The sequence below is a fragment of the Pediococcus damnosus genome (assembly GCF_001611155.1).
In the GTDB taxonomy this organism is placed as follows: domain Bacteria; phylum Bacillota; class Bacilli; order Lactobacillales; family Lactobacillaceae; genus Pediococcus; species Pediococcus damnosus.
Window position 1 is genome coordinate 2,040,744 of sequence record NZ_CP012294.1, and the last position, 22,535, is coordinate 2,063,278.

At 37.3% G+C, this 22,535-nt stretch carries 18 protein-coding genes; 1 reads left to right on the top strand and 17 read right to left on the bottom strand.

The window, feature by feature from the left end; translation table 11 throughout:
* Window positions 1-4: 4 nt before the first annotated feature.
* The 5 genes from ADU73_RS09600 to dnaE all read right to left on the bottom strand — a co-directional run bounded on the left by ADU73_RS09600 (window position 5) and on the right by dnaE (window position 7,728).
* The gene (locus ADU73_RS09600; protein WP_062913430.1) at window positions 5-871 is read right to left on the bottom strand and encodes a CvfB family protein; all 867 of its coding nucleotides are present in this window, start codon (window positions 869-871) and stop codon (window positions 5-7) included.
* Window positions 872-890: 19 nt separating this feature from the next.
* Entirely contained in the window at window positions 891-1,346 is a 456-nt protein-coding gene (locus tag ADU73_RS09605) for a DUF441 domain-containing protein (RefSeq protein WP_046871095.1), read from the bottom strand.
* Window positions 1,347-1,442: 96 nt separating this feature from the next.
* Window positions 1,443-3,206, bottom strand: a complete 1,764-nt coding sequence (gene pyk / locus ADU73_RS09610; protein WP_056985997.1) for a pyruvate kinase — start codon at window positions 3,204-3,206, stop codon at window positions 1,443-1,445.
* Window positions 3,207-3,286: 80 nt separating this feature from the next.
* A complete protein-coding gene (pfkA, locus tag ADU73_RS09615) occupies window positions 3,287-4,258 on the bottom strand; it encodes a 6-phosphofructokinase (RefSeq protein WP_062913431.1) in 972 nt (323 codons plus the stop codon).
* Window positions 4,259-4,368: 110 nt separating this feature from the next.
* On the bottom strand, window positions 4,369-7,728 hold the full coding sequence (gene dnaE, locus ADU73_RS09620; protein ID WP_046871092.1) for a DNA polymerase III subunit alpha: 3,360 nt from the start codon (window positions 7,726-7,728) through the stop codon (window positions 4,369-4,371).
* 135 nt (window positions 7,729-7,863) lie between these two features.
* Between dnaE and ADU73_RS09625 the strand changes: the two genes are divergently transcribed.
* Window positions 7,864-8,046 carry a YjzD family protein gene (locus ADU73_RS09625; protein ID WP_046871091.1) on the top strand — a complete coding sequence of 61 codons (183 nt, stop codon included), beginning with the start codon at window positions 7,864-7,866 and terminating at the stop codon, window positions 8,044-8,046.
* Window positions 8,047-8,098: 52 nt separating this feature from the next.
* Here ADU73_RS09625 and clpB read toward each other — a convergent pair whose 3' ends face one another.
* From clpB to ADU73_RS09685, 12 genes are all read right to left on the bottom strand, one after another.
* Entirely contained in the window at window positions 8,099-10,714 is a 2,616-nt protein-coding gene (clpB, locus tag ADU73_RS09630) for an ATP-dependent chaperone ClpB (RefSeq protein ID WP_046871090.1), read from the bottom strand.
* 32 nt (window positions 10,715-10,746) lie between these two features.
* Window positions 10,747-11,553 (bottom strand): Nif3-like dinuclear metal center hexameric protein, encoded by an 807-nt coding sequence (locus ADU73_RS09635; protein ID WP_100078137.1) that lies wholly within the window; start codon window positions 11,551-11,553, stop codon window positions 10,747-10,749.
* The gene (locus ADU73_RS09640; protein WP_062913432.1) at window positions 11,543-12,247 is read right to left on the bottom strand and encodes a tRNA (adenine(22)-N(1))-methyltransferase; all 705 of its coding nucleotides are present in this window, start codon (window positions 12,245-12,247) and stop codon (window positions 11,543-11,545) included. The genes ADU73_RS09635 and ADU73_RS09640 overlap by 11 nt, the downstream gene beginning before the upstream one ends.
* A 130-nt stretch (window positions 12,248-12,377) precedes the next feature.
* Window positions 12,378-13,655, bottom strand: a complete 1,278-nt coding sequence (gene rpoD / locus ADU73_RS09645) for an RNA polymerase sigma factor RpoD (RefSeq protein WP_081113875.1) — start codon at window positions 13,653-13,655, stop codon at window positions 12,378-12,380.
* Between the two features lie 23 nt (window positions 13,656-13,678).
* Complete coding sequence (dnaG, locus tag ADU73_RS09650; protein ID WP_062913470.1) at window positions 13,679-15,505, bottom strand: DNA primase; 1,827 nt, start codon at window positions 15,503-15,505, stop codon at window positions 13,679-13,681.
* Between the two features lie 193 nt (window positions 15,506-15,698).
* The gene (gene glyS, locus ADU73_RS09655) at window positions 15,699-17,777 is read right to left on the bottom strand and encodes a glycine--tRNA ligase subunit beta (protein ID WP_046871086.1); all 2,079 of its coding nucleotides are present in this window, start codon (window positions 17,775-17,777) and stop codon (window positions 15,699-15,701) included.
* Window positions 17,777-18,685 carry a glycine--tRNA ligase subunit alpha gene (gene glyQ, locus ADU73_RS09660; RefSeq protein ID WP_046871085.1) on the bottom strand — a complete coding sequence of 303 codons (909 nt, stop codon included), beginning with the start codon at window positions 18,683-18,685 and terminating at the stop codon, window positions 17,777-17,779. The genes glyS and glyQ overlap by 1 nt, the downstream gene beginning before the upstream one ends.
* Before the next feature lie 279 nt (window positions 18,686-18,964).
* Entirely contained in the window at window positions 18,965-19,723 is a 759-nt protein-coding gene (recO, locus tag ADU73_RS09665) for a DNA repair protein RecO (protein WP_046871084.1), read from the bottom strand.
* 12 nt (window positions 19,724-19,735) lie between these two features.
* Window positions 19,736-20,644 (bottom strand): GTPase Era, encoded by a 909-nt coding sequence (era, locus tag ADU73_RS09670; protein WP_062913433.1) that lies wholly within the window; start codon window positions 20,642-20,644, stop codon window positions 19,736-19,738.
* Between the two features lie 15 nt (window positions 20,645-20,659).
* Window positions 20,660-21,058 (bottom strand): diacylglycerol kinase family protein, encoded by a 399-nt coding sequence (locus ADU73_RS09675; protein WP_046871135.1) that lies wholly within the window; start codon window positions 21,056-21,058, stop codon window positions 20,660-20,662.
* Entirely contained in the window at window positions 21,042-21,518 is a 477-nt protein-coding gene (ybeY, locus tag ADU73_RS09680; protein ID WP_046871083.1) for an rRNA maturation RNase YbeY, read from the bottom strand. Before ybeY ends, ADU73_RS09675 begins: the two co-directional genes overlap by 17 nt.
* Window positions 21,519-21,532: 14 nt before the next feature.
* Window positions 21,533-22,501 (bottom strand): PhoH family protein, encoded by a 969-nt coding sequence (locus ADU73_RS09685; RefSeq protein ID WP_062913434.1) that lies wholly within the window; start codon window positions 22,499-22,501, stop codon window positions 21,533-21,535.
* Between the last annotated feature and the right edge of the window lie 34 nt (window positions 22,502-22,535).

Consider the following 22,535-nt stretch of genomic DNA (forward strand, 5'->3'; position numbering starts at 1 on the left):
AACTCTACTCTTCAGTTTTTAGTTTTAATTCTGTTTTTGTCTCAGTTATGACTCCGGCTTTCAATAAATGACCGACCGCACGCTTAAACTGGCCCTTACTAATGCCAAATTCGGTCTTAATTGCTGCTGGGTCGCTTTTGTCGGTAAATGGCAACGAATGATCCTCGTTATGTTGTAACAATGCCAGCAACATGGCAGCATCGTCTCCAATCGCTTCATAACTACGCGGTTTTAGGGAAAGGTTTAATGTTCCATCAGGATGAATGCCAATCACTCGGGCAGAGACTTCTTCACCCAAGCGGGGTTTTTGTTCACGCTCATCAGGATGAACGAAGCCAAGATAGTAATCACTTGTAATGACAAGTGTCCCTACTAATTTTAGTCGATACACTGTTGCTTTTAGATTTTGGTTTTTCATGGTTTTAGGTGCAGGCTGAGAAATTTCTTGGAATGTCGTTTCATCAGCCAAATTAGCCCATAACCGATTTTTGTTATCCAAACTGAGACTGACCATTAATCGATCACCCTTTTGTGGCCAAAGGCTTTTGATCGTTGGCAACTCATCTAACGACACAACAATATCCTTGTTAGGTAAACCAATGTTGACAAAAACGCCAAGGTCACGGCGGCTTTGAACAACAGTTCCGAATCCCATACGACCAATTTGAATTTTTGGAATCTTTGAAGTGATTTGTAATTTATGATCCTCATTTTCATAAGCGAATCCTTTAAAATGTCCCCCAATGTGTAAAGGCTCAACTTGTTCTGCTTTGTCTAACTGAAAAACAGAACCAGAATTTTGTAAGAAATAATATTTTTCATTTTCATCAGTCATTTTAGTATCAATAACGCGTCCTAATAAATTGTTCATGTTTAACTCCTCAAATATGTTAAATTTTTATGTTTAGTAATTGAATAATGCAAAACGCAATCCCGGAAGCAATAATCGGACCAGCTGCAATTCCTTTTAATAAAACGACCCCGAGAATTGTTCCGAATACAAGCGCAACCGTTACCTCGGGTGAAACGGCAAGAAATCCGACACCACGTGCGGAAAGAATTGACACTAATATACCACAAAAGACGGCAATCCAGCCAACTGGCGATTTAAAGGAATTTAATAGATCTTGGAAACTAATCTTCCCAGTTGCAATTGGAATTAAAATAGCAACGGAAATAATCGTTACGCCCCAATTAATCCCCTGTTTTTCTACTAACTGGAAAAGTTTATCTGTATTTGGGATTGCTTTGATTATAAGAACAACGGCTGTTGCAACGATAAGGGATTGGTTCTTACCCCAAATTGCAATTAATAAAATGCCAATTAAAAATAGCCAGCTTTCCATTTAGATTATCCTTTCGTTGATGTGCTATGTATTAAAAAGACCGCTGTCTAAAAACAGCGGTCTTTCCAGTAAAGAAACTACTTTTATAAATAAACCTTAGATAGCGTTTGAAGCACCATGATAGATAACTCCACGACGTGAATCAACAGTAATTAATTCATCATCTGAAAGGATTGATGTTGCATTTTGTACCCCAACAATAACAGGAATTCCCATTGAGATACCAACAACAGCAGCATGAGAAGTTAAACCACCATTTTCAACTACAAGTGCGCTAGATTTTTCAATTGCAGGTAAGTAATCTTTGTCAGTTGTCTTTGTAACAAGGATACCGCCTTCAACAGCTTTATCATTAGCTTCTTTTGCAGAAGTTGCAATGACTGCTTTACCAATAACTGTTTCATCGCCAACACCTTGACCAGTTGCTAACTTAGAACCAATTAATTGTAATTTCATCATATTAGTTGTTCCACGTTCGCCAACTGGAACACCAGCAGTGATAAGGATTAAGTCGCCTTCTTTGGCAAAGCCTAAGTCAACAGCTTTGTTAGCAGCTAAATCAAACATATCATCTGTTGTTGCTGGTTTGTCAGCTACGATTGGATGAACGCCCCATTCAACTGTTAATCCACGACGAGTACGTTCGTCAAATGTAATTGCTAAAATGTCAGCATTTGGACGGTACTTAGAAATCATCTTTGCAGTATAGCCAGATTCTGTGGCAGCAACAATTGTTTTAACACCTAAGTTCTTTGCAGCACGTGCAACAGCGGCACCAATTGTTTCTGTAACATCACTTTGGTCAAACTTGTTGATCTGTAAGTTACCATCTTCAGCCATAGCATTTTCAGCTTTTTCGTTGATTTTAGCCATTGTTGAAACAGCTTCAACAGGATAAGCACCATTAGCACTTTCACCAGAAAGCATTGTAGCATCTGTTCCATCCCAAACGGCATTAGCAACATCAGATGCTTCAGCACGTGTTGGACGTGGGTTTTCAATCATTGAATCTAACATTTGAGTAGCTGTAATAACAGGCATACCAAGTGCATTACATTTCTTAATTAATGATTTTTGAACCAAAGGAACATTTTCTGCTGGAATTTCAACACCCATGTCTCCACGAGCAACCATAATTCCATCAGCAACCTTCAAGATTTCATCAGCATTGTCAATACCTTCTTGTGATTCGATCTTAGGGAAGATTTGAACATCTGTCATATTCTCTTCTTCTAAAAGTTGACGAATATCAAGAACATCTTGAGGTTTACGAACAAAACTTGCAGCAATAAAGTTGATATTCATGTTTTCACAACCAAAACGAATATCACTTGAGTCTTTTTCAGTAATCCCAGGAAGGTTGATTGAAACGCCAGGTGCATTAGTTCCCTTACGAGAGCCAAGAACACCATTGTTCATTGCATGAACAACTAATTCTTTGTTTGCTTCATCTTTTTCATCAACTTTAAAATCAAGTAAACCATCATCAAACAATACATGGCCACCGACATGAACATCATCATATAAACCAGCATAAGTAACAGCAATCTTGTCTTTAGTTGTATCTAATGAATCATCCATTGAGATGCGTGCTTTGTCGCCAGTATGATATTCTTGATTGCCATCTTTTTGAACTGTTGTCCGGATTTCTGCACCCTTTGTATCCAATAAGATACCAACAGTTTTACCAGTGATTTTTTCTGCTTCCATAACTTTGTTATAGCGGTCTAAATGCTCTTCATGATCACCATGTGAAAAGTTGAAACGGAAAATATTTGCACCAGCCTCAATTAATTTAACAATCGTATCTACTGATGTACTTGCAGGACCAAGTGTTGAAACAATCTTGGTTTTCTTCATAACTACATCTCTCCCTTGATTAGTTTATAAAAAGACTTTAACGTCGTTTTTACCTATATTTATAAAACGTACTACTAAAATTATTTAAACGATAAATCGTTGTTTAATTCGAACAAAGATGAATCTGATTTATGTTTTGAATTAAACAAATCGGTAATGTCATGTGCTTGAATTTTGTTATCAAGGATTCCAACGGCTAAACCGCCTTTGCCCTCAAGTAACAAGTCAACTGCATAAGCTCCCATTTTGCTTGCAAGAACTCGATCACGAGCAGTTGGACGGCCACCACGTTGAACATGACCTAAAACAACTGCACGAGCATCAAAATCACCATATTTCTTCAATTCTTCAAGGAATGCTGGTGCAGCATCAGAGTTTGCATCGCCTTCAGCAATAACTACGATACCGTAATCTTTACCATCTACGCGATTCTTCTTAAGCTTTTCAGCAATTTCCTTAACGTCAGTGTCATAACCTGGAGCAACAATTGCATCCGCTCCAGTGGCAACACCAGCCCAAAGAGCAATATCAGCAGCTTCACGTCCCATGACTTGGACAGCGAAGACACGTTGATGACTTTTGGCTGTATCACGAATTTTATCGATTGCTTCAACAGCCGTGTTTAAAGCTGTATCAAAACCAATTGTGAAATCTGTGTAAGGAATATCATTATCAATAGTCCCTGGCAGACCAATCGTGTTATAACCATGTTCAGTTAAACGAAGCGCTCCGTGATAAGAGCCATCGCCACCTATAACAACTAAAGCGTCAATACCGAACTTCTTTAGTTGCTCAATTCCCTTTAATTGTCCTTCTACTTGGGCAAATTCGGGATAACGAGCTGAGTACAACATTGTACCGCCTTCGTCAATCGAATCGTCCAAATCAGTGGCAGAGAATTTATGAATATCACCAGCAACTAATCCGGCGAAACCATAATTAATTCCATATGCTTCCAAGCCATTACTAAGTGCCTTTCGCGCAACTGCACGGATAGCAGCGTTCATTGCTGGCGCATCACCACCACTGGTCAAAATACCAATGCGTTTCATTTCTTCACCTCAAGCAAAAAATTATTTAAATATCTTAACTTCATTACTGATTTTAACACTTTTGAAATTGAATGTCTCCAATCTTGATAAAAAACATCCGGAACAAATCCCTAGATATCGGTACTTTTGATTGATTGCAAAACGACATTCTCTTTACCCAACAAGCTTGTAAGCGCTGAATTAGTTTTTTCAGAATTTGAAGCCCAAAACCGTTTTTCCAACAAAACCTTTTTATCGTTAAATGGATAAAAAAGTAACACAGGAACTGGACCCGGATTGGTTTGCAGAATTGTTCTTAATTGTTGCTCTTTAGTTGTGATGTCGTCGGATTCATTAAAACGTAAAACCCAGCGTTGTTTAGGTTGTTTTATCGATAACTGGCTGGCAAGTTGAATGTGATTAGCAACAACTTGTAACCCATTACGCTCATCAACTTTTCCTTGAATAAGCAGAACTTTTCCCTTTTTAAGCATGTCGGTTGCTTGCTGATATTGCTCAGGGAAAACTGTAATGTCAATTTCTCCTGTCAAATCACTACCGGTTATAAAAGCCATTTGAGTACCACGTTTTGTGCGAATAACGCGCATTTTAGTCATATAAATTAAACAAGTTACGGATTGATTAACTGCCAAATCAATAATATTTGTAATTTTGAACTTTGTTCGCAACTGATTATATTGTTCAACTGGATGACCAGAAAGATAAGCACCTAAAATTTCGTTTTCTTTTTGAAGTTTTTCTTCCAAAGATAAATCAGGCTTTCTTACAATCTTTGGAGTTAATTTTTCAAACAAACTCATACTACTACCACTTAAAGCTACACCGTTTAGCAAATCTGGTAGGACTTGTAATAATTCGGCTCGGTTATATCCAAAAGAATCAAACGCTCCTGCATAAATCAAGGATTCCATTAAATCCTGTTTTAACCATTTGGTCGGAATTCGTTGCAAAAATGCCTGTAAATCTTTGAAAGGACCATTTTGTTTGCGTTCTTGAAGGACATCAGTGATGAAATCACGTCGTGCTCCCTTTATACAGGCTAAGCCAAAAATAATTTGACCATCTTTTAGAATAAAGTAAGCCTGACTCAGGTTAACATTAGGTGCAAGAACTTTTACGCCGTGTTGTCTAGCTTCCATCAAATAACGTTTAATTTGGCTTGGATTATTAATAACTGAATTGAGTAAGGCCGCAAAAAAAGCAGCTGGATAATGTGCTTTCAAAAAAGCCAATTCAAATGCTAACTTAGAATAAGCAACCGCATGTGATTTATTAAAACCATAATTAGCAAATTTCTCAATATAATCATAAACCTGAATGGCGGTATCTTTTGAGTATCCTTTATGACTTGCTCCTGAAATAAACTTGGTTTTCATATCATCAATAACTGTTCGTTTCTTTTTGCTCATGGCTCGCCGTAACAGATCGGCTTCCCCAAGTGAAAATCCACCCATTACGGAGGCTACTTGCATAACTTGTTCTTGGTACACAAGAATTCCGTATGTGCCCTTTAAAATTGGTTCTAAACTGGGATCTAGATACTGAACTGGTTCAAGTCCCTTTTTTCGTTTAATAAATGTTTCAATATTTTCCATTGGACCTGGACGGTATAGTGCATCCACGGCAGCAACTAATTCAAAAGTTTCTGGATGTAATTGCTGTAAAACATTACGAATTCCGCTAGACTCAAACTGGAAAACACCAGTTGTGTCCGCATTTTGAAAAAGAGTTAATGTTTTAGGATCATCCAACTTTACATCTGAAATTTTAAAATCAGGCTTACCATTTTTTTGAATAATTTTAATGGCATTTGCCATAATGCTTAAATTTCGCAAACCCAAGAAATCCATTTTTAGAAGACCAAGCGCTTCAACCGTATCTTTTGGATATTGGGTGAGTAATAATTCATCACTACCAGATTGTAATGGAACAACGTCGCTTAAGTTTTGGGCACTTAAAACAACTCCGGCAGCATGGGTTGAATAATGACGTGGAAGCCCCTCAATTTGTTGGGCAATTTCAAATAATAATTTGTTTTTTGAACTATCAGCAATCCAGTTTTGCAATTTCTGTGATTCTTTTACGGCTTCTTTTAATGTAATTTTCAAAACATTTGGAACTAGTTTACTCAAATCATTAATTTCATAAGGTGCCATGCCAAAAACCCGGCCCACATCACGTAATGCCTGTTTAGCAGCCAGCGTTCCGAAAGTAATGATTTGTGAAACATGATTATGACCATACTTATCGTGCACATATTTCAGGATTTCATCCCGTTTGTTATCGGGAATATCAAGATCAATATCCGGCATTTGTGAACGCTCAGGATTTAGAAAACGTTCAAATAATAAATCATACTGGAGAGGATCAACATCTGTAATCTGCAGAGTATAAGCCACAAGTGATCCAGCCGCTGAGCCTCTTCCGGGTCCAGTCGTAATTTCATGATGATGAGCAAAATCCATTACATCCCAAACAATCAAGAAATAATCGTCAAAGCCCATCTGATCAATAACTGATAATTCATGACCTAATCGTTTCTGATAGCTTGCTTTATCAACATTTTGATTTTTCAAACGTTTTTCTAACCCTTTTTGAGTTAATTGGGTTAAATAGGCTTTGGAGTCTAAACCATCAGGAACTGTGAATGCAGGTAATTCAGGCTTTTTAAAGTTTAGAGTCACATTACATTGGTCAGCCACAGCCACGGTCATTTCCATTGCGGAAGTTAAATTGTTTTCTTTGTAGATGGCCTCGTAATCTTTTTCTGGACGTAGCCAGTTATCACCCTGATAATTTTCAAACTGTTCAGGATTTCTGATTGTCTCACCTTTATCGATATCCCTAAGAACCTGCGTGGCAAAATGATCGGTAGAATTTAAATAATTAACCTCGGGCACAACCACTGCACTTGCATGGGTAGTTTGGGCGATTTGTTGAAGGGTATTTTGTAAAACAGTCGATTGCTGAGCATTAACGCCGACTAAAACGCTATTTTCATCGGTTTGAGCCTGAATTTGTTTGATTAATTGTTGAGCAGCTGACGGATCACCGCGCTCGACTAGGGTGACGAGTTCTGAACCTTTTGCAGGGAAAATAACGATTAAATTAGTTAAAAATTCAGCGATTTGTTTATAGTACAGATTAGTATCGGTTGGTTGCGTATTTTTAATTGTACTAATTTTCATCAGATGGCGATAACCAGTTTGATCTTTAGCCAATAATAAAATTGGAAAATGGTTGTCAGAATCGATGCTCCCAAACAAATCCAGTTTCAATCCTAAAATTGGTTTAATGCCTTCTTTTTTGCAAGCATTATAGAAATCAACTAAGCCGTACATAATATTATTATCTGTTAGAGCCAGCGCTTCAAATCCGCGCTTTTTGGCCTCTTTGGCAAGCTCAGTAATTCTGGTTGTACTTTGTAACAAACTAAAACTGCTCATTACTTGTAAAGGTACAAAAGCCATGGTGTCACCTCCTATCGACTGACTTGTTAGTTTCATTATACAAAAGAATCGCCTATAATGAACTAGTTAACTTCTAAGCTAGTTGATTTTTATGAAAATTGTGCTAAAATATTTTTGATTGTGAGGTGTCCTGATATGATGAAACAAATAGTTATTATTTTTTGGGCGTTTATTTTTGGAGAAGTAATTGGAGCCATTGGTGGTGCCCTTGAAGTTATGACCTATAAGCCATTAACAATTGGCATTGTAGCGGCACTTACAGCATTAATTACCTCTAATGGAATTAGCTTATTATCTAAAAGCGATTCTGTGAAGTAAATTTGAATTTTAACAAAAAAGCGAAGACACTATGTTGTCTTCGCTTTTTGTTTTAATTATTTTTAGCTTCAGGAAGCGGATTAGTTTGAAAAACTAATTTTTCATCTTTAAGATCAATTTTTACTAACGTATGTGGCTTAATATGATTAGCAATAATTTCTCTAGCTAATGGTGTTTCTACTTCATTTGAGATGAACCGACGTAATGGACGAGCACCATATGCTGGATCATACCCTTGACGTGCGATCCACTTTTCTGCAGAATCAGAAATTTCAATCTGAATTTCTTGGACTGCCAATCGATCAGAAAGTTGAGCAATCAGCTTACCGACAATTTTCTCAATATCTTGCAAATTAAGGGGCGCAAATAAAATGATATCGTCAATTCGATTTAAAAATTCTGGTTTAAATTTTGTTTGAGTAAGTTTTAAGACGGCCTGCTTGGTTTGTTCAGAAATTTTTCCTTGGTCGTCAACGCCATGTAACAAGATGTCAGAACCTAAGTTAGATGTCATAATCAGAATGGTGTTTTTAAAATCAACCGTGTGTCCTTGACTATCTGTTAAACGGCCATCATCCAGCACTTGAAGTAAAATGTTAAAAACGTCCGGATGTGCCTTTTCAATTTCATCAAATAACACAATTGTATAAGGATTTCGCCGAACGGCTTCAGTTAACTGACCACCTTCTTCATAGCCAACGTAACCAGGAGCTGCCCCCACTAATCTAGAAACTGACTCTTTTTCCATATATTCTGACATATCAATTCTGACCATGTGTTTTTCGGAATCAAATAAGTTTTCAGCTAAAGCTTTAGCTAGTTCCGTTTTACCGACTCCGGTTGGTCCAAGAAACATAAATGAGCCAAGTGGTCGATTCGGATCTTGCAAGCCTGCTCGTGAACGAAGAACGGCATCTGAAACAGCATCGACGGCCTCGTTTTGGCCAATAACCCGTTTATGCAAGCTTTCAGATAAATGTAATAATTTTTCACGTTCCCCTTTGACTAATTTGTTAACGGGAATTCCAGTCATTTTGCTTACAACGGTTGCAATTTCAGACTCAGTTACGGACTGTTCTACTAGCCAGCCACCAGACTCTTTTTCTTCCTTTTTCTGAAGGTCAGTTAATTCAGCCTCTAGCTTTGGGATTGTGCCATGTTGTAATTTTGCAGCCTGCTCTAAATTATAATTATTTTCGGCTTCTTCTAATTTATGCTTAGCTTGCTCAAGTTCAGTTCGTTTGTTATTAACAACTTGAATTGATTGTTTCTCGGATTCCCAACGTTTTTGAAGCTTATTCTTTTTTTCACGCGTATTGGCAAGCTCAGATTTTAATTCGACTAACCTTTTTTTAGAGGCACTGTCAGTTTCATTTTTTAGAGCTGTCTCTTCAACTTCCATTCGCATTAACTGCCGACTTGTTTGATCCAGTTCTGTTGGACTAGAATTCATTTCAACCCGAATTGAGGCCGAAGCTTCGTCGATAAGATCAATTGCCTTGTCAGGTAGATAGCGATCTGTAATGTAACGATCAGACAATTTTGCAGCCGCCACAATTGCATTATCATGAATTTTAACGCCGTGATGAATTTCGAAACTTTCTTTTAAACCTCGCAAAATACTAATAGTATCTTCGATAGATGGTTCCTTGACCAGCACCCGTTGGAATCTACGCTCGAGAGCCTTGTCTTTTTCCATGTATTCTCGATATTCATCAAGGGTCGTTGCACCAATTAAATGTAACTCACCACGGGCAAGCATTGGTTTTAATAAATTGCCAGCATCCATACTACCTTCTGTTTTTCCAGCCCCAACAATATTATGAATTTCGTCAATGAATAAAATAATTTTTCCATCAGCTTTTTTAACGGCTTTTAAAACACCCTTTAAGCGTTCCTCAAATTCACCACGATACTTAGCACCTGCAATCAAAGATCCCATGTCTAAGGAGAAAATTGTCTTTCCCTTTAGATTATCTGGAACATCCTTTCTAGCAATTCGTTGTGCAAGTCCTTCTACAATGGCTGTTTTACCAACTCCAGGTTCACCAATTAAGACGGGGTTATTCTTGGTTTTTCTTGATAGGATTCGCATTACATCCAAGATCTCCTCATCACGACCAATAATCGGATCTTGATGGCCATCATGGACTTCCTTAACCATATCCACACCATATTTTTCTAGCGCTTTATATTGAGTTTCTTGATCTTTTGAAGTCACTTTTTCTCCCCCTCTCATTTTTTCGATTGCTTTAGTTAACTTTTGGGTAGTAGCTCCCTTTTTCTTCAAAAAGCTCGTTAATGGATCATCAATTTCCAATAAGGCTAAAACAACTACTTCTGTCGAAATGTAATCGTCACCCATCTTCTTTTTTAAGCTATCTGCTTTTTGAAATAAGTTAAACAAAGCGGCACTTAGGTTTTGCCCATATTGAATGTTTTCACCTTCAACAATTGATACGGCGTCCAATTCGTCATCGATCTCTTGTTGAAGCTGTTGATTATTTACACCAAGCTCAGTAAACAAACTACCAGCCATTTGATCTGGTTGACTTAAAAATTTGAAGAGCTCTGGGATTCCAATTTCTTGGTGTTTTCGATTAACAGCAACTTTTTGAGCTTCTGCAACTGCCTCTTGTACTGCATTAGTTAGATTATCTGGATTCATTATTTTTCCCCCATTCTTATTAATAATGTTCCTTAAATAAAGGTAAAAGGATTTGTGTCCACTTTTGATTCGTAAATTTGAATTTGATTTTCAGTCATGAGTTTCCATGATCGAAAAAGGCTAGCTAATTTAGGAATGCAAATTTTTTCGATATTATGGCCTGGATCAACCGTTGATAGTCCTGCTGCTAACATATCGTGCCCAGTATGGTAATAGACATCACCGGTAACATAGACTTCCGCACCCTTTTTTAAAGCTTGATTGAAATATTTACCACCATCTCCGCCCAAGACTGCAACCCGTGAGATTTTTTTTTGCGGATTTTGGGTAACGACACGTAGGCCTTGCAATTCAAATTTATGCTTAATTAACGCTGCAAAGTCCATGACACTCAACGGTCGATCAAGATAACCAATGCGTCCCATGCCAAATTGATGATGCTTTTGATCTACGTAACCGTCTAGTAAACGTTCCGTACGTTGAAGACCAATTTTTTCTGCTAACCAATCATTCATGCCTTTATCAGCAGCATCTAAATTAGAATGGGCTGCATAAACAGTAATATTATGTTTGATAATTTCCGCATACATCTTATTTTGCGGAACTGATAAGTCTAAACTATGCGCCGGATGAAACATTACCGGATGATGGGCAAAAATTAAATTACAATTTTGATCAATCGCCTCTGAAACAACTTCTGGTCGAACGTCTAAGGTAACTAAAACTTTAGAAAGCTCTGTGTCTAAATCACCAATTTGTAATCCCACAGGATCTCCGGGCTCTGCTAATTCCTGAGGAACTAGTTTTTCAAATTTATCAATAAATGTTCTAATCTTCAAAATCTAAAACCTCCTTAATCAAGTCAGCCTTATGTTTTAACTTGCTAATTCGTTTTTTCGGAATTACTTGGGCCTGTTTCATTTGCGCAATTGCGTTTTTAATGCGTTGTAACTCGGCCAGCCATTTTTCTTGAAAAATAGCATTTGGTAGGATTTGTAACAACTTAGGTCCAAAAAGAAGTTCTTTTTCGGAATAGGTCGGTGCTGGCTTATTTTCTGCCCCAATAATTTCATAAATATGGTGATCTTCTTTGAGAATTCTTTCAGCTGTGATTCGATAGTTGTTTTGCATTAACCATTTTCGAACCCCATTTTCTCCAACGTTTGGTTGCAAAATCAGATTTGAAACACCTTGCAATTTATTTTTTCCACGTTCTAGGATTTGACTAATCAAGGTTCCTCCCATTCCCGCAATACTGATTGTATTGATTTGGTCTTCTGCTGTGACCACATCAAGGCCATTACCTAAACGAGAGGAAACTAAGTTTTTTACATCTTGCTGCAAGATTTCGTGCGTGGCATTTTCATGCGGTCCTTTGGCCACTTCACCGGCGATTGCAAATTGAATTTGTTCGTTTCTTGCTAAGAAAACAGGAAGATAAGCATGATCCGACCCAATATCTGCGATTCTGGAATTTGGTTTAACAAAACTGGCAACTGTTTGAAGCCGATCTGAAAGTTTATTTGCGTTCATTAAAATAGTCCTTTTTAATTTTTCTTTATTATATCATGTGAGCCAATTTTGCCGAAAATATCTGAATATAAAAAAGAATCCAAAGCAAAGTACATACCTTTGCTGTGAATCCTCAATTATAGAAAAAATATTATTCTAAGAAGTCTTTAAGTTGTTTAGAACGAGAAGGATGACGTAATTTTCTTAGAGCTTTTGCTTCAATCTGTCGGATTCTTTCACGAGTAACACCAAATACTTTACCAACTTCTTCAAGTGTCCGGGTTCGTCCATCATCAAGTCCGAAGCGAAGACGAAGAACATTTTCCTCACGATCAGTTAGTGTGTCTAAAACGCCCTCTAATTGTTCTTTTAGAAGCTCATACGCAGCGTGATCTGCAGGACTAGTAGCATCTTGGTCTTCGATAAAATCACCCAAATGAGAGTCATCTTCTTCACCAATTGGTGTTTCCAATGAAACTGGTTTTTGAGCAATTTTTAGAATTTCACGGACTTTTTCCGTTGGCATATCCATTTCAGCTCCAATTTCTTCAGGAGTTGGTTCACGACCAAGATCTTGAAGTAATTGACGTTGAATTCTAATTAGCTTATTAATTGTTTCGACCATATGGACAGGAATTCGAATTGTTCGAGCTTGATCAGCAATTGCACGTGTAATTGCTTGACGAATCCACCAAGTTGCATAAGTTGAAAATTTGAATCCCTTTCGGTAATCAAACTTTTCAACGGCCTTCATCAAGCCCATATTACCTTCTTGAATTAAATCTAAGAATTGCATACCACGACCAACATAATGTTTGGCAATGGAAACAACTAAACGCAAATTGGCTTCAGCTAGTTCCTGTTTTGCGGACTCATCACCTTTTTCAATTCGAAGAGCAAGTTCAACTTCCTGTTTTGCAGTTAATAAAGAAACTCGACCAATCTCTTTCAAATACATCCGAACTGGATCATTAATTTTGACGCCAGCAGGAGCCTTTGTATCGTCTAATTCTTTTTTACTAATTTTCTGAGCCTTTAAAGCATGAGCACTGGGGTTTCCTTTTTCATCAACAACACTAATGCCAGCATCCTCAACTTTTTGAATTAGATCATCAATTTGACGTTCATCCAACTTGAAAGGAATTGAAATTTTATCTGCCAATTCATCAAATTTAATTTGTTTGCTTGGTTTATTAGCTTTGATAAGTGCATTGACTTCTTTTTTATAAGCAGCCGTATTAAATACACTTGTTGCACTGCTTTTAGCAGCTACTTTTTTCTTAGCCGTTGCTCTTTTCCTGGTTGTTGGCTTTTTTGCAGCTGTTTTCTTCACAGCTTTTTTAGGTGCTACTTTCTTTGTTGCCTTTGTTGTCTTCTTCGTTGTTGCTTTTTTTGCTACTACTTTTTTTGTGGTTTCTTTGTCTGCCATAGTTAAGCCCCTCCATAAACGCGTTATGCGTCTTGACGCTGTCGATATAAATCAATTAATTCGATGGCCAATTTTTGCTGTAATTCAGTATTTCCCATTCTTTTAGCTTCATTTAACGATTTTGTTTTCGTTTTGATTTGTTGACTAAGAGGTGCTTCGGCCATAATAACTTTTATATAGTCGTCAACAGCTTGATCAACATTCTCTTCATCTAGGTCTTGAAGATCTAGTTCTGCAATGACATCCTGTAGTTCACTATCATGAACAAAATCCATGAATGCAGCCGAATCATAACTATTATGGTTCTCAAAAAATCCCGCTGCCAACATATAAATTGTTTGATATTTTTCATGAACAAAATGGAAATCTGGTAAACCAGCAATTTTGAGCCAAACATTGTGATCATAAAGCAAGTAATTTAGTAAACGAGCTTCTGCAGTTTCTACTTTATCTAATTTTACTTGTTGTCGATGATATTCGTGCTTAACTGTCGAAACAGTTTTTACTGGTTGTTGATGATGATTAACAACGCTTTGCTGGGAACGTACCTGTCGCAATTGTTGATTTAAATCCTGTGCTTGCACACCAAATTCTTTGGCCAATTGATTAAGGTATAAATCTTGTTCTACACTCGAATTTAGCTTGGCAATTTCCTTTAAGGCCTGTTCAATATAAGCTAATTGATCTGCCTCATTATTCAAATTGTAATTACGTTTTAAATAGTCTAGTTTAAATGCAGTAGGTGTTAATCGAGCAGAATGAACGATTTCATTAAATTGTTTTGTTCCATGTTGACGAACATACTCATCAGGATCTAATTTGTCCGGAATTTCAATAACACTTAATTTTAATTGGCTGTTTGCTCCAAAAGCATCTAGGGCACGACTAATTGCTGCTTGTCCGGGATCATCACCATCATAACAAATATCTAATTGGGAGGTTGTCCGCTGTAACAAATAAATTTGTTCATTTGTAAAACTCGTTCCCATAGATGCAATGCCATTAGTCACTCCGGATTGATAAGCTGCAATAACATCCATAAATCCTTCAAATAAAATTGCCCGTTTTTCGTGTTGAATTGCTGATCTTGCAACATCAAAATTATAGAGGACATTGCTTTTGCTAAAAATTTTAGTCTCGGGACTATTAATATATTTAGCCTGAGAATCTTCCTTATTTAGAATTCTTCCTGAGAAAGCAATGACATGTCCTTGTGGATTTTTGATGGCATACATAACCCGACCACGAAAACGATCCCGTAATTTACCTTCCTGATCTTCTATAAAAAGGCCTGACTGGCGTAAACGTTGATAATCTATCTTTTTTTCCTCAAAAAATTCTTTTAGAAGCTGCTCTCCAGGAGCAAATCCTAATTGAAATTTTGTGATAATATCATCTGTTAGCCCTCGATTATGAAGATATGTGAGAGCCCTTTGTCCCATTTCAGTATTTAACAAGACGTGCGTATATAGCGCTGCAGCTTGATCGTACAATTTGATCAACTGGCTTTGTTCACTATTTTCACTAGTTCCTTGTTTTGTTTCAGAGAATTCAGCTGGAATCTCAATATTTGCTAAATCCGCGACTTGATGGATAGCGGCCGGAAACTCAATATTGTTAATCTCCATCAAAAATTTAAAAACGTTCCCACCACGTCCACAACTAAAACAGTGAAAAATCTGCTTTGATTCTGAAACTGAAAATGAGGCCGTTTTTTCTTCATGGAAAGGACACAGTCCAAAAAAATTCTTTCCTTGTTTTTTTAATTGCACATATTGTCCGACCACGTCAACAATGTTCACTGAGGTACGAATTTGATCAATTAGATCTTCTGGAATCGTTTTTGCCAAATTCATTTGCCTCCTATTAAGTGCACACTAACCCACGATATCGATACACATTAAATAATAACGCCCTGTTCTACAAAAAGCAATTAAAATGCTTACCTCAACAGACAATTAAAAAATAACCTTCATTCGAATGCTTTATTGCAATCGACAATGAAGATTATTTAAACCGCTGAGCCAATATTTGGCTAGTTTATTATTTTACGATCAACTCTTTCAGATTTCCAATTGAGAAAATCATTTTTGCTAGTACAGATAATTGAATCAAACGATTGTCACGTACTTTTTTATCGTCAACCATAATCATGGTTTGATCAAAATAATTATCAATCAGTGGTCGAAGCGATTGTAATGCCTGAAAATTTTCATTAATCGTGTGATTTGCGGCCGACTTACGAATTGTTTCCACTGCATCGTAAAGATTTTGTTCGGAGTCATTTTCAAATAGCTTAGGATCTATAAGTGAATCGTCAGCTTCCAGGTCTGTTTTCTCAGCGATTCGGAGAACCCGGGTTAAAGCCTCAATGTTTTCCTTGAAGTTTTTATCGTCTTTGTGAGACTCCAAAACTTTAGCTGCATCCAACATATCTAAAATATCTGAATCTGTTCCTTTAGTAACGGCTTCAACAATATCATAACGGGCGTTGTTTTGGCTAAACCACTGACGAACACGGTCCTTTATAAATTCAAGCACGGCGTTTTCATTTTGTTTGAAATCTAAGTTGAAGGTTGCCTGATGATCATGGAGATCCTTCAAGAACTTATCTTGTAACTCTTGAATTGGAAAATGCCATTTTTGATCACGTGTAATTCTAACTATCCCAAGTGCCTGTCTTCTTAATGCATAAGGATCGTTTGAACCAGTTGGAATAAGATCTACGGCAAAGAAGCTACCAATGTCATCAAATTTATCTGCCAATGCCAAAACGGCCCCTACTCTCGTTTTGGGAAGATCACCGTCTGCGCTGGTTGGCATATAATGCTCACGAATTGCAGTTGCAACAGCAGGATTTTCATTAGCTAACAAAGCATATTTTTCGCCCATAACCCCTTGCAATTCAGGAAATTCTCCAACCATCCCTGTTACAAGGTCAAACTTATAAATTTGGCTAGCTCGGTTTAAATCTGCTAATTCCGATGAGTTTAAACCAATAAATTTGCCCAGTTCTTGAGAAATGACTTGAACACGTTCCATTTTTTCATACATTGAACCAATCTTGTCATGGAAACTAACATCCTTAAGTTTCTCGACATAGTAATCAATACTATGCTTTTGATCTTCGTGGTAGAAAAAGGCGGCATCTTCTAAACGGGCAGTCAAAACTTTTTCGTTACCCTTTACAACATTATCTAAATGCTCACGATTCCCGTTACGAACTGAAATGAAGTTTGGCAATAATTTGCCTGCTTGATCACGAACATAGAAAAATCGTTGATGATCACGCATTGAAGTAATCAAAACTTCTTCTGGAATTTCCAGATACTTTTTATCGAAATGGCCCGCAAATGCAGTTGGATATTCAACTAAATTATTAACTTCTTCTAATAAAGTTTGGTCTAATTGAATCTTCCAATTTTGATCTGTTGCAATCTTCTTAATTTGATCGGTAATGCGGTGTTTACGTTTTTTTGCATCAACAACAACAAAAACTGTATTTAATTGTTTTTCATAGTCCGTTGCATTTGCAATTGTAACCGGCTTTCCCAAAGCGCGATGGCCCTGGGAAACATTTCCTGCCTGAACATCCAAAATACTAAAAGGAATTACCTGATCATCTAATACAGAGACAATCCAACGAATAGGACGAATGTATTTGAAACTATAATCCGCCCACTTCATCATTGTTGGAAAAGTCATCTTTTCAATAACGTTTTTCATATCAGGGAGTACATCTGCAATTGCTTGACCAGTTGTCTTTTTAGTCACATAAACGTACTCAGTTCCCTTTAACTCTTTAAAAGTAATGTCACCTGGAGTGACTCCTTGACCACGGGAAAAGCCAATGGCCGCCTTGGTCCAATTACCATCTTTATCTAAGGCAATTTTTTTAGCAGGACCCTTAACTTCTTTTTCGACATCTTCTTGACGATCTGCTAATCCTTCAACAAGAATCGCCAAGCGACGCGGTGTAGAGAATTTTGTGATTTTTTCAAAAGATATCCGATTGTCAGTCAAAAAATCATTAACACGTTTTTGGAGTTGATCAATACTTGGTGTAACGACATGAGCTGGGATTTCTTCCAAACCAATTTCTAATAAATAAGAATGTGTCATTATTTTGTAACCTCCTTTTTACGATTTTTATCTTTTAAAAGTGGGAAACCAAGCTCTTTACGTTCCTCAACAAAGGCTTTTGCCACGTCTTTCGCCATATTTCGAATCCGCGCCAAATAACCTGCTCGTTCAGTTACTGAAACTGCACCTCGAGCATCTAATAAATTAAATGTATGGCTGCATTTTAAAATATAATCGTAAGCTGGATGAACCAAACCATTTTTGATTTGGGCTTTAGCTTCTTTTTCATAATCATCAAAAAGTTCTAATAGCATCTGTTGATTGCTTTCTTCAAAAGAATACTTAGAATTTTCATATTCCGGCTCTTTGAAGATTTCACCGTATTTAACTCCGTGACCCCATTCCAAATCAAACACTGAATCCACATTTTGAATATATGACGCCAATCGTTCTAGTCCATATGTAACTTCACTGGTAACTGGAGAAACTTCCAAACCACCAACCTGTTGGAAGTAAGTAAACTGTGTAATTTCCATACCATCAAGCCATACTTCCCAACCAACACCGGCACAGCCCATTGATGGGTTTTCCCAGTTATCTTCCACAAAACGGATATCATGTTCTAATGGCTCAATTCCTAAAGCTTTTAAACTTCCCAAATAGAGTTCTTGAATATTTTCTGGAGATGGTTTCATGACAACCTGAAACTGGTGATGTTGATAAAGTCGATTAGGATTTTTCCCATAACGACCGTCAGCTGGTCGACGGGAAGGCTCTACATAAGCCGCGTTCCACGGTTCAGGTCCAATTGCTCTTAAGAATGTGTATGGACTCATTGTCCCAGCACCTTTTTCAGTATCATATGCTTCCATTAACATACAGCCTTGTTCAGACCAGTAATGCTGTAACGTTAGAATGATGTCTTGTACAGCCAATTTCTTTACCATTATGTGTCTCCTTGTATATTATATTCTGAACACAAAAAAAACCTACGCAGACAAATATCTACGTAGGGACGAATTACTCGCGGTTCCACCCTACTTCTGGCTAAAAGCCAGCAGCTCAATTTGCAAACTCCGAAACGCCAATTTTTAAACAGATTACTTAGTTTCATCAACCCCAAGCTTTCTATAAGTCCATTCAAAAATTCTTTTCATCACAGTTCAGTATTAAATTCTCTTTTATCGTAATTTAAATAATCATTAAAGTCAATATTCAAATGCTACTCAATTCCATGTAGGCATGGTATCAATGAAGTGTTTACTTTTTAGCTTTAAGCCCACCTCATCTTCATAAATCATATCAATGATTGCTTTTAGCTTAGCCTTGGTCTCGGCATGAACATGAATAGATTGAACATTTTGTAAACGAACGGAACTCAATTGTTGTAGGTAGTAAATAGTTCGCCGATCAAGATGAGATCGTTTAGGATCAAGATGCCAATGGTTCTGACACAAAACACCACCTGATGATTCCGAGTAATCAAGTGGTAAGTCATCACGATGACAAACGATGCATTGCTGCCATTCTTGTTGAACCCCAAAAGTTGGTAGTAGTTGCAGTTCAAAAATGTGAGCAATAATTTGTGGATCAAATCCGGCATTAATTTTCGATAGAGCTGCTGAAGCCATATCAAACCAAATTGGGATAGCTAGTCCATCATCAAAGGCAGAATCAATTAAATTTAGAATATACGTAATATAAGCATTACGTCCAATATCTTCATTGATTTTGTCAAATTGAGTTAGAGACTTTTCAGCATTCAAATAACAGAGTCCCTTTTCTCGGATCAAACCAACATATACACCCTTAGTGAACGGCAAAATTGCAGCGGCCAGTTTAAAACCACGTTTCCGGGCACCCCGAATATAAAACATCTTTTTGCCAAACTGGCGCGTAAAGATTTTAACTAATTGATCACGCTCGCGATAGTTCCTACGAAACATAATGATGCCGTCAAATTGCGCAGTTGTTTGTGTTGCCATGACAATTACCTATCAATTATCTTTCCGATAGCCATAAGATTGCAATAGTGATTGCTTATCACGCCAACCTTCAGAAACTTTTACCCAAAGTTCAAGATAAACTTGGTCACCAAGCAACCGTTCAATATCTTCTCTTGCTAAAGTCCCAATCTTTTTAAGCATTTGACCACCATGACCAATGATGATGCCCTTTTGAGTGGGACGGTCAACGATGATCGTAGCCTGAATATGGATCTTACGCTTGTCCTGACGTTTTAAAGAATCAATAACAACAGCAACAGAATGAGGGACTTCTTGCCGAGTCAACATTAAAATCTTTTCGCGAATGAGTTCAGCCACAATAAACCGTTCTGGATGATCGGTTACCTGATCATCTGGGTAATATTTAGGCCCCTCAGGAAGTTGATCTGATAAGGTATCCATGAACTCTGAAACATTATTTCCTTGGGTAGCGGAGATTGGAACAACTTCTTTCCAATCCAAGGCATCCTTATAAGTATCCATGATCTGAAGCATCTTATTAGGATTAATCAAATCAATTTTATTAATAATCAAATAAACCGGTTTTTTAACTTGTTTTAAGTGTTCAATAATAAAGTTATCACCAGCACCCCGTTCTTCATTGGCAGCGACCATAAACATAATTGCGTCAACTTCGTTTAGCGTTGATAAAGAAGATTGAACCATGTAGTCACCAAGTTTGTTATGTGATTTATGAATACCTGGTGTATCGATAAAAATAATTTGTTCCTTATCTGTTGTATAAATACCACGAATTTTGTTTCTCGTTGTTTGTGGAACATTACTCATGATGGCAATCTTTTGTCCAATCACATAATTCATAAACGTTGATTTTCCTACATTAGGTCGCCCAACGATAGCTACGAACCCTGATCGAAACTTGTTACTTGAATTTTCCAAGCTATTTCTCCTATTCTAATGGAAAATGAGATTCCAAATTTTGGGCATAAAGATACATACGCCAATAAACGCTGAAAAAAGAGCACAAATTAAAACAGCTCCGGCAGCCATGTCCTTTATATGCTTCCCTAGTTCACTATAGTTTTTTTCGGTAATTAAATCTACTAGATTCTCAGCAATTGTATTAAAAGTTTCTGTAATCAGCACGGCACCTATACAGGCTATAATCCAGTACCACTCCAACCTAGAGATTTGAAGCACGGCAGCTACAATGATTGCCAAAACGGCTAAAAAAATGTGAATTCGCATATTTCTTTCTTGTTTAAAGATACGAACTACGCCAGACCAAGCATGCAGAAGAGATTGTAGAAAAGTATGATTTTTTTCGGTTTGCTTTTTATCTTTTAAGGCCATAAGCGTTTAGAATTTCTTTCTGAAGCGGGAACATCACTTCTTGATCTTTGGTTTCCATATGGTCGTAACCATTTAAATGTAAAAAACCATGGACACATAAGAAGCCTAATTCTCTTTGGTAAGAATGACCAAGATACTCGGCCTGTTCTTTTACCTTATCAACAGAAATCATCAAATCTCCAATATTAGGGGCAATCTCTTCTGCTAACTCATCATCCATAATGATTGGATCTGAATCTTCATCATCCTCAATCGCAAAACTAATAACATCTGTAGCCCGATCAACTTTACGATAAGTTTTATTAATGCCATGAATCTCATCATTATGCATCAAAGTTACTGACATTTCTGTGTTTTCTGCCAGCTTAAGGTAATCACCAGCAAAATTTAAAACATTTTGAACAAGTTCAATATTAGCCTTTGATTCTTCATTGGTATGATCATAAATCTGAATGTCCATAATTCTACTCCAACTTAATTTGATTTATGCCTTTCATAGGCATTTATGATTTCTGCAACAACTGGATGGCGAACTACATCCTCAGCACTGAAAGTGACAAACTCAATATGACGGACGTCTTGTAAGATACGCTGTGCCTCGACAAGCCCACTACGTACACCATGCGGCAAATCAATCTGAGTTGCATCGCCATTTACAATCATTTTTGAACCAAAACCTAAACGAGTCAAAAACATTTTCATTTGGGCACTGGTCGTATTCTGAGCCTCATCTAAAATTACAAAAGCACTATCTAATGTTCGTCCACGCATGTAAGCTAGTGGGGCAACTTCGATAACGCCACGATCCATTAACCGAGTCGTGTGTTCGGCCCCAATTATTTGATACAAGGCATCATAAATCGGACGTAAATACGGATCAACTTTTTCTTTTAGATCTCCAGGCAAAAAACCTAGACTTTCTCCAGCTTCCACGGCAGGGCGCGTTAGGATTAGTTTATCAACTTCACCGCGTTTTAATGACGCAATTGCCATAACCACTGCCAAGTAGGTTTTTCCAGTTCCGGCGGGCCCAATTCCAAAGGTTACGTCATTTCGTTTAACGGATTCAACATACTGACGCTGCCCATAGTTTTTTACATGAACAGCCTTTCCCTTATTATCCTTAATCAGGGTTTCTTTATACAAATCCTGGAAATAATCTAGAGTGCCTTTATCCGCCATTTTCATCGCACTCACCACATCAGCACTGTTAAGCTGAATACCTTGCTTAACTAATGATAAAAGGCTCTTAAAAACGTTAATAGTGCGATTAACGGCATCTGGTTCACCCGTGATGGTAATTTTCTCACCGAAGGGATGAATTGATACATTCATTCCTTCTTCAAGAATTTGTACAAACCGATCTTGATTACCTAAAAGTGATAGTTCATCACTTTGTTTAGCTAACCGAAATTCTTTTTCAATTGTTTTTTGTTCAGCCAAGTCGCATAGTCTCCTTCTCAACTTCATGCTTTCG

Excerpts from the sequence above, each read along its gene's own strand:
- ADU73_RS09600 (WP_062913430.1), bottom strand. The coding sequence starts at position 871 with ATGAACAATTTATTAGGACGCGTTATTGATACTAAAATGACTGATGAA.
- ADU73_RS09605 (WP_046871095.1), bottom strand. The coding sequence starts at position 1,346 with ATGGAAAGCTGGCTATTTTTAATTGGCATTTTATTAATTGCAATTTGG.
- pyk (WP_056985997.1), bottom strand. The coding sequence starts at position 3,206 with ATGAAGAAAACCAAGATTGTTTCAACACTTGGTCCTGCAAGTACATCA.
- pfkA (WP_062913431.1), bottom strand. The coding sequence starts at position 4,258 with ATGAAACGCATTGGTATTTTGACCAGTGGTGGTGATGCGCCAGCAATG.
- dnaE (WP_046871092.1), bottom strand. The coding sequence starts at position 7,728 with ATGGCTTTTGTACCTTTACAAGTAATGAGCAGTTTTAGTTTGTTACAA.
- ADU73_RS09625 (WP_046871091.1), top strand. The coding sequence starts at position 7,864 with ATGATGAAACAAATAGTTATTATTTTTTGGGCGTTTATTTTTGGAGAA.
- clpB (WP_046871090.1), bottom strand. The coding sequence starts at position 10,714 with ATGAATCCAGATAATCTAACTAATGCAGTACAAGAGGCAGTTGCAGAA.
- ADU73_RS09640 (WP_062913432.1), bottom strand. The coding sequence starts at position 12,247 with ATGAACGCAAATAAACTTTCAGATCGGCTTCAAACAGTTGCCAGTTTT.
- rpoD (WP_081113875.1), bottom strand. The coding sequence starts at position 13,655 with ATGGCAGACAAAGAAACCACAAAAAAAGTAGTAGCAAAAAAAGCAACA.
- glyS (WP_046871086.1), bottom strand. The coding sequence starts at position 17,777 with ATGACACATTCTTATTTATTAGAAATTGGTTTGGAAGAAATCCCAGCT.
- glyQ (WP_046871085.1), bottom strand. The coding sequence starts at position 18,685 with ATGGTAAAGAAATTGGCTGTACAAGACATCATTCTAACGTTACAGCAT.
- recO (WP_046871084.1), bottom strand. The coding sequence starts at position 19,723 with ATGGCAACACAAACAACTGCGCAATTTGACGGCATCATTATGTTTCGT.
- ADU73_RS09675 (WP_046871135.1), bottom strand. The coding sequence starts at position 21,058 with ATGGCCTTAAAAGATAAAAAGCAAACCGAAAAAAATCATACTTTTCTA.
- ybeY (WP_046871083.1), bottom strand. The coding sequence starts at position 21,518 with ATGGACATTCAGATTTATGATCATACCAATGAAGAATCAAAGGCTAAT.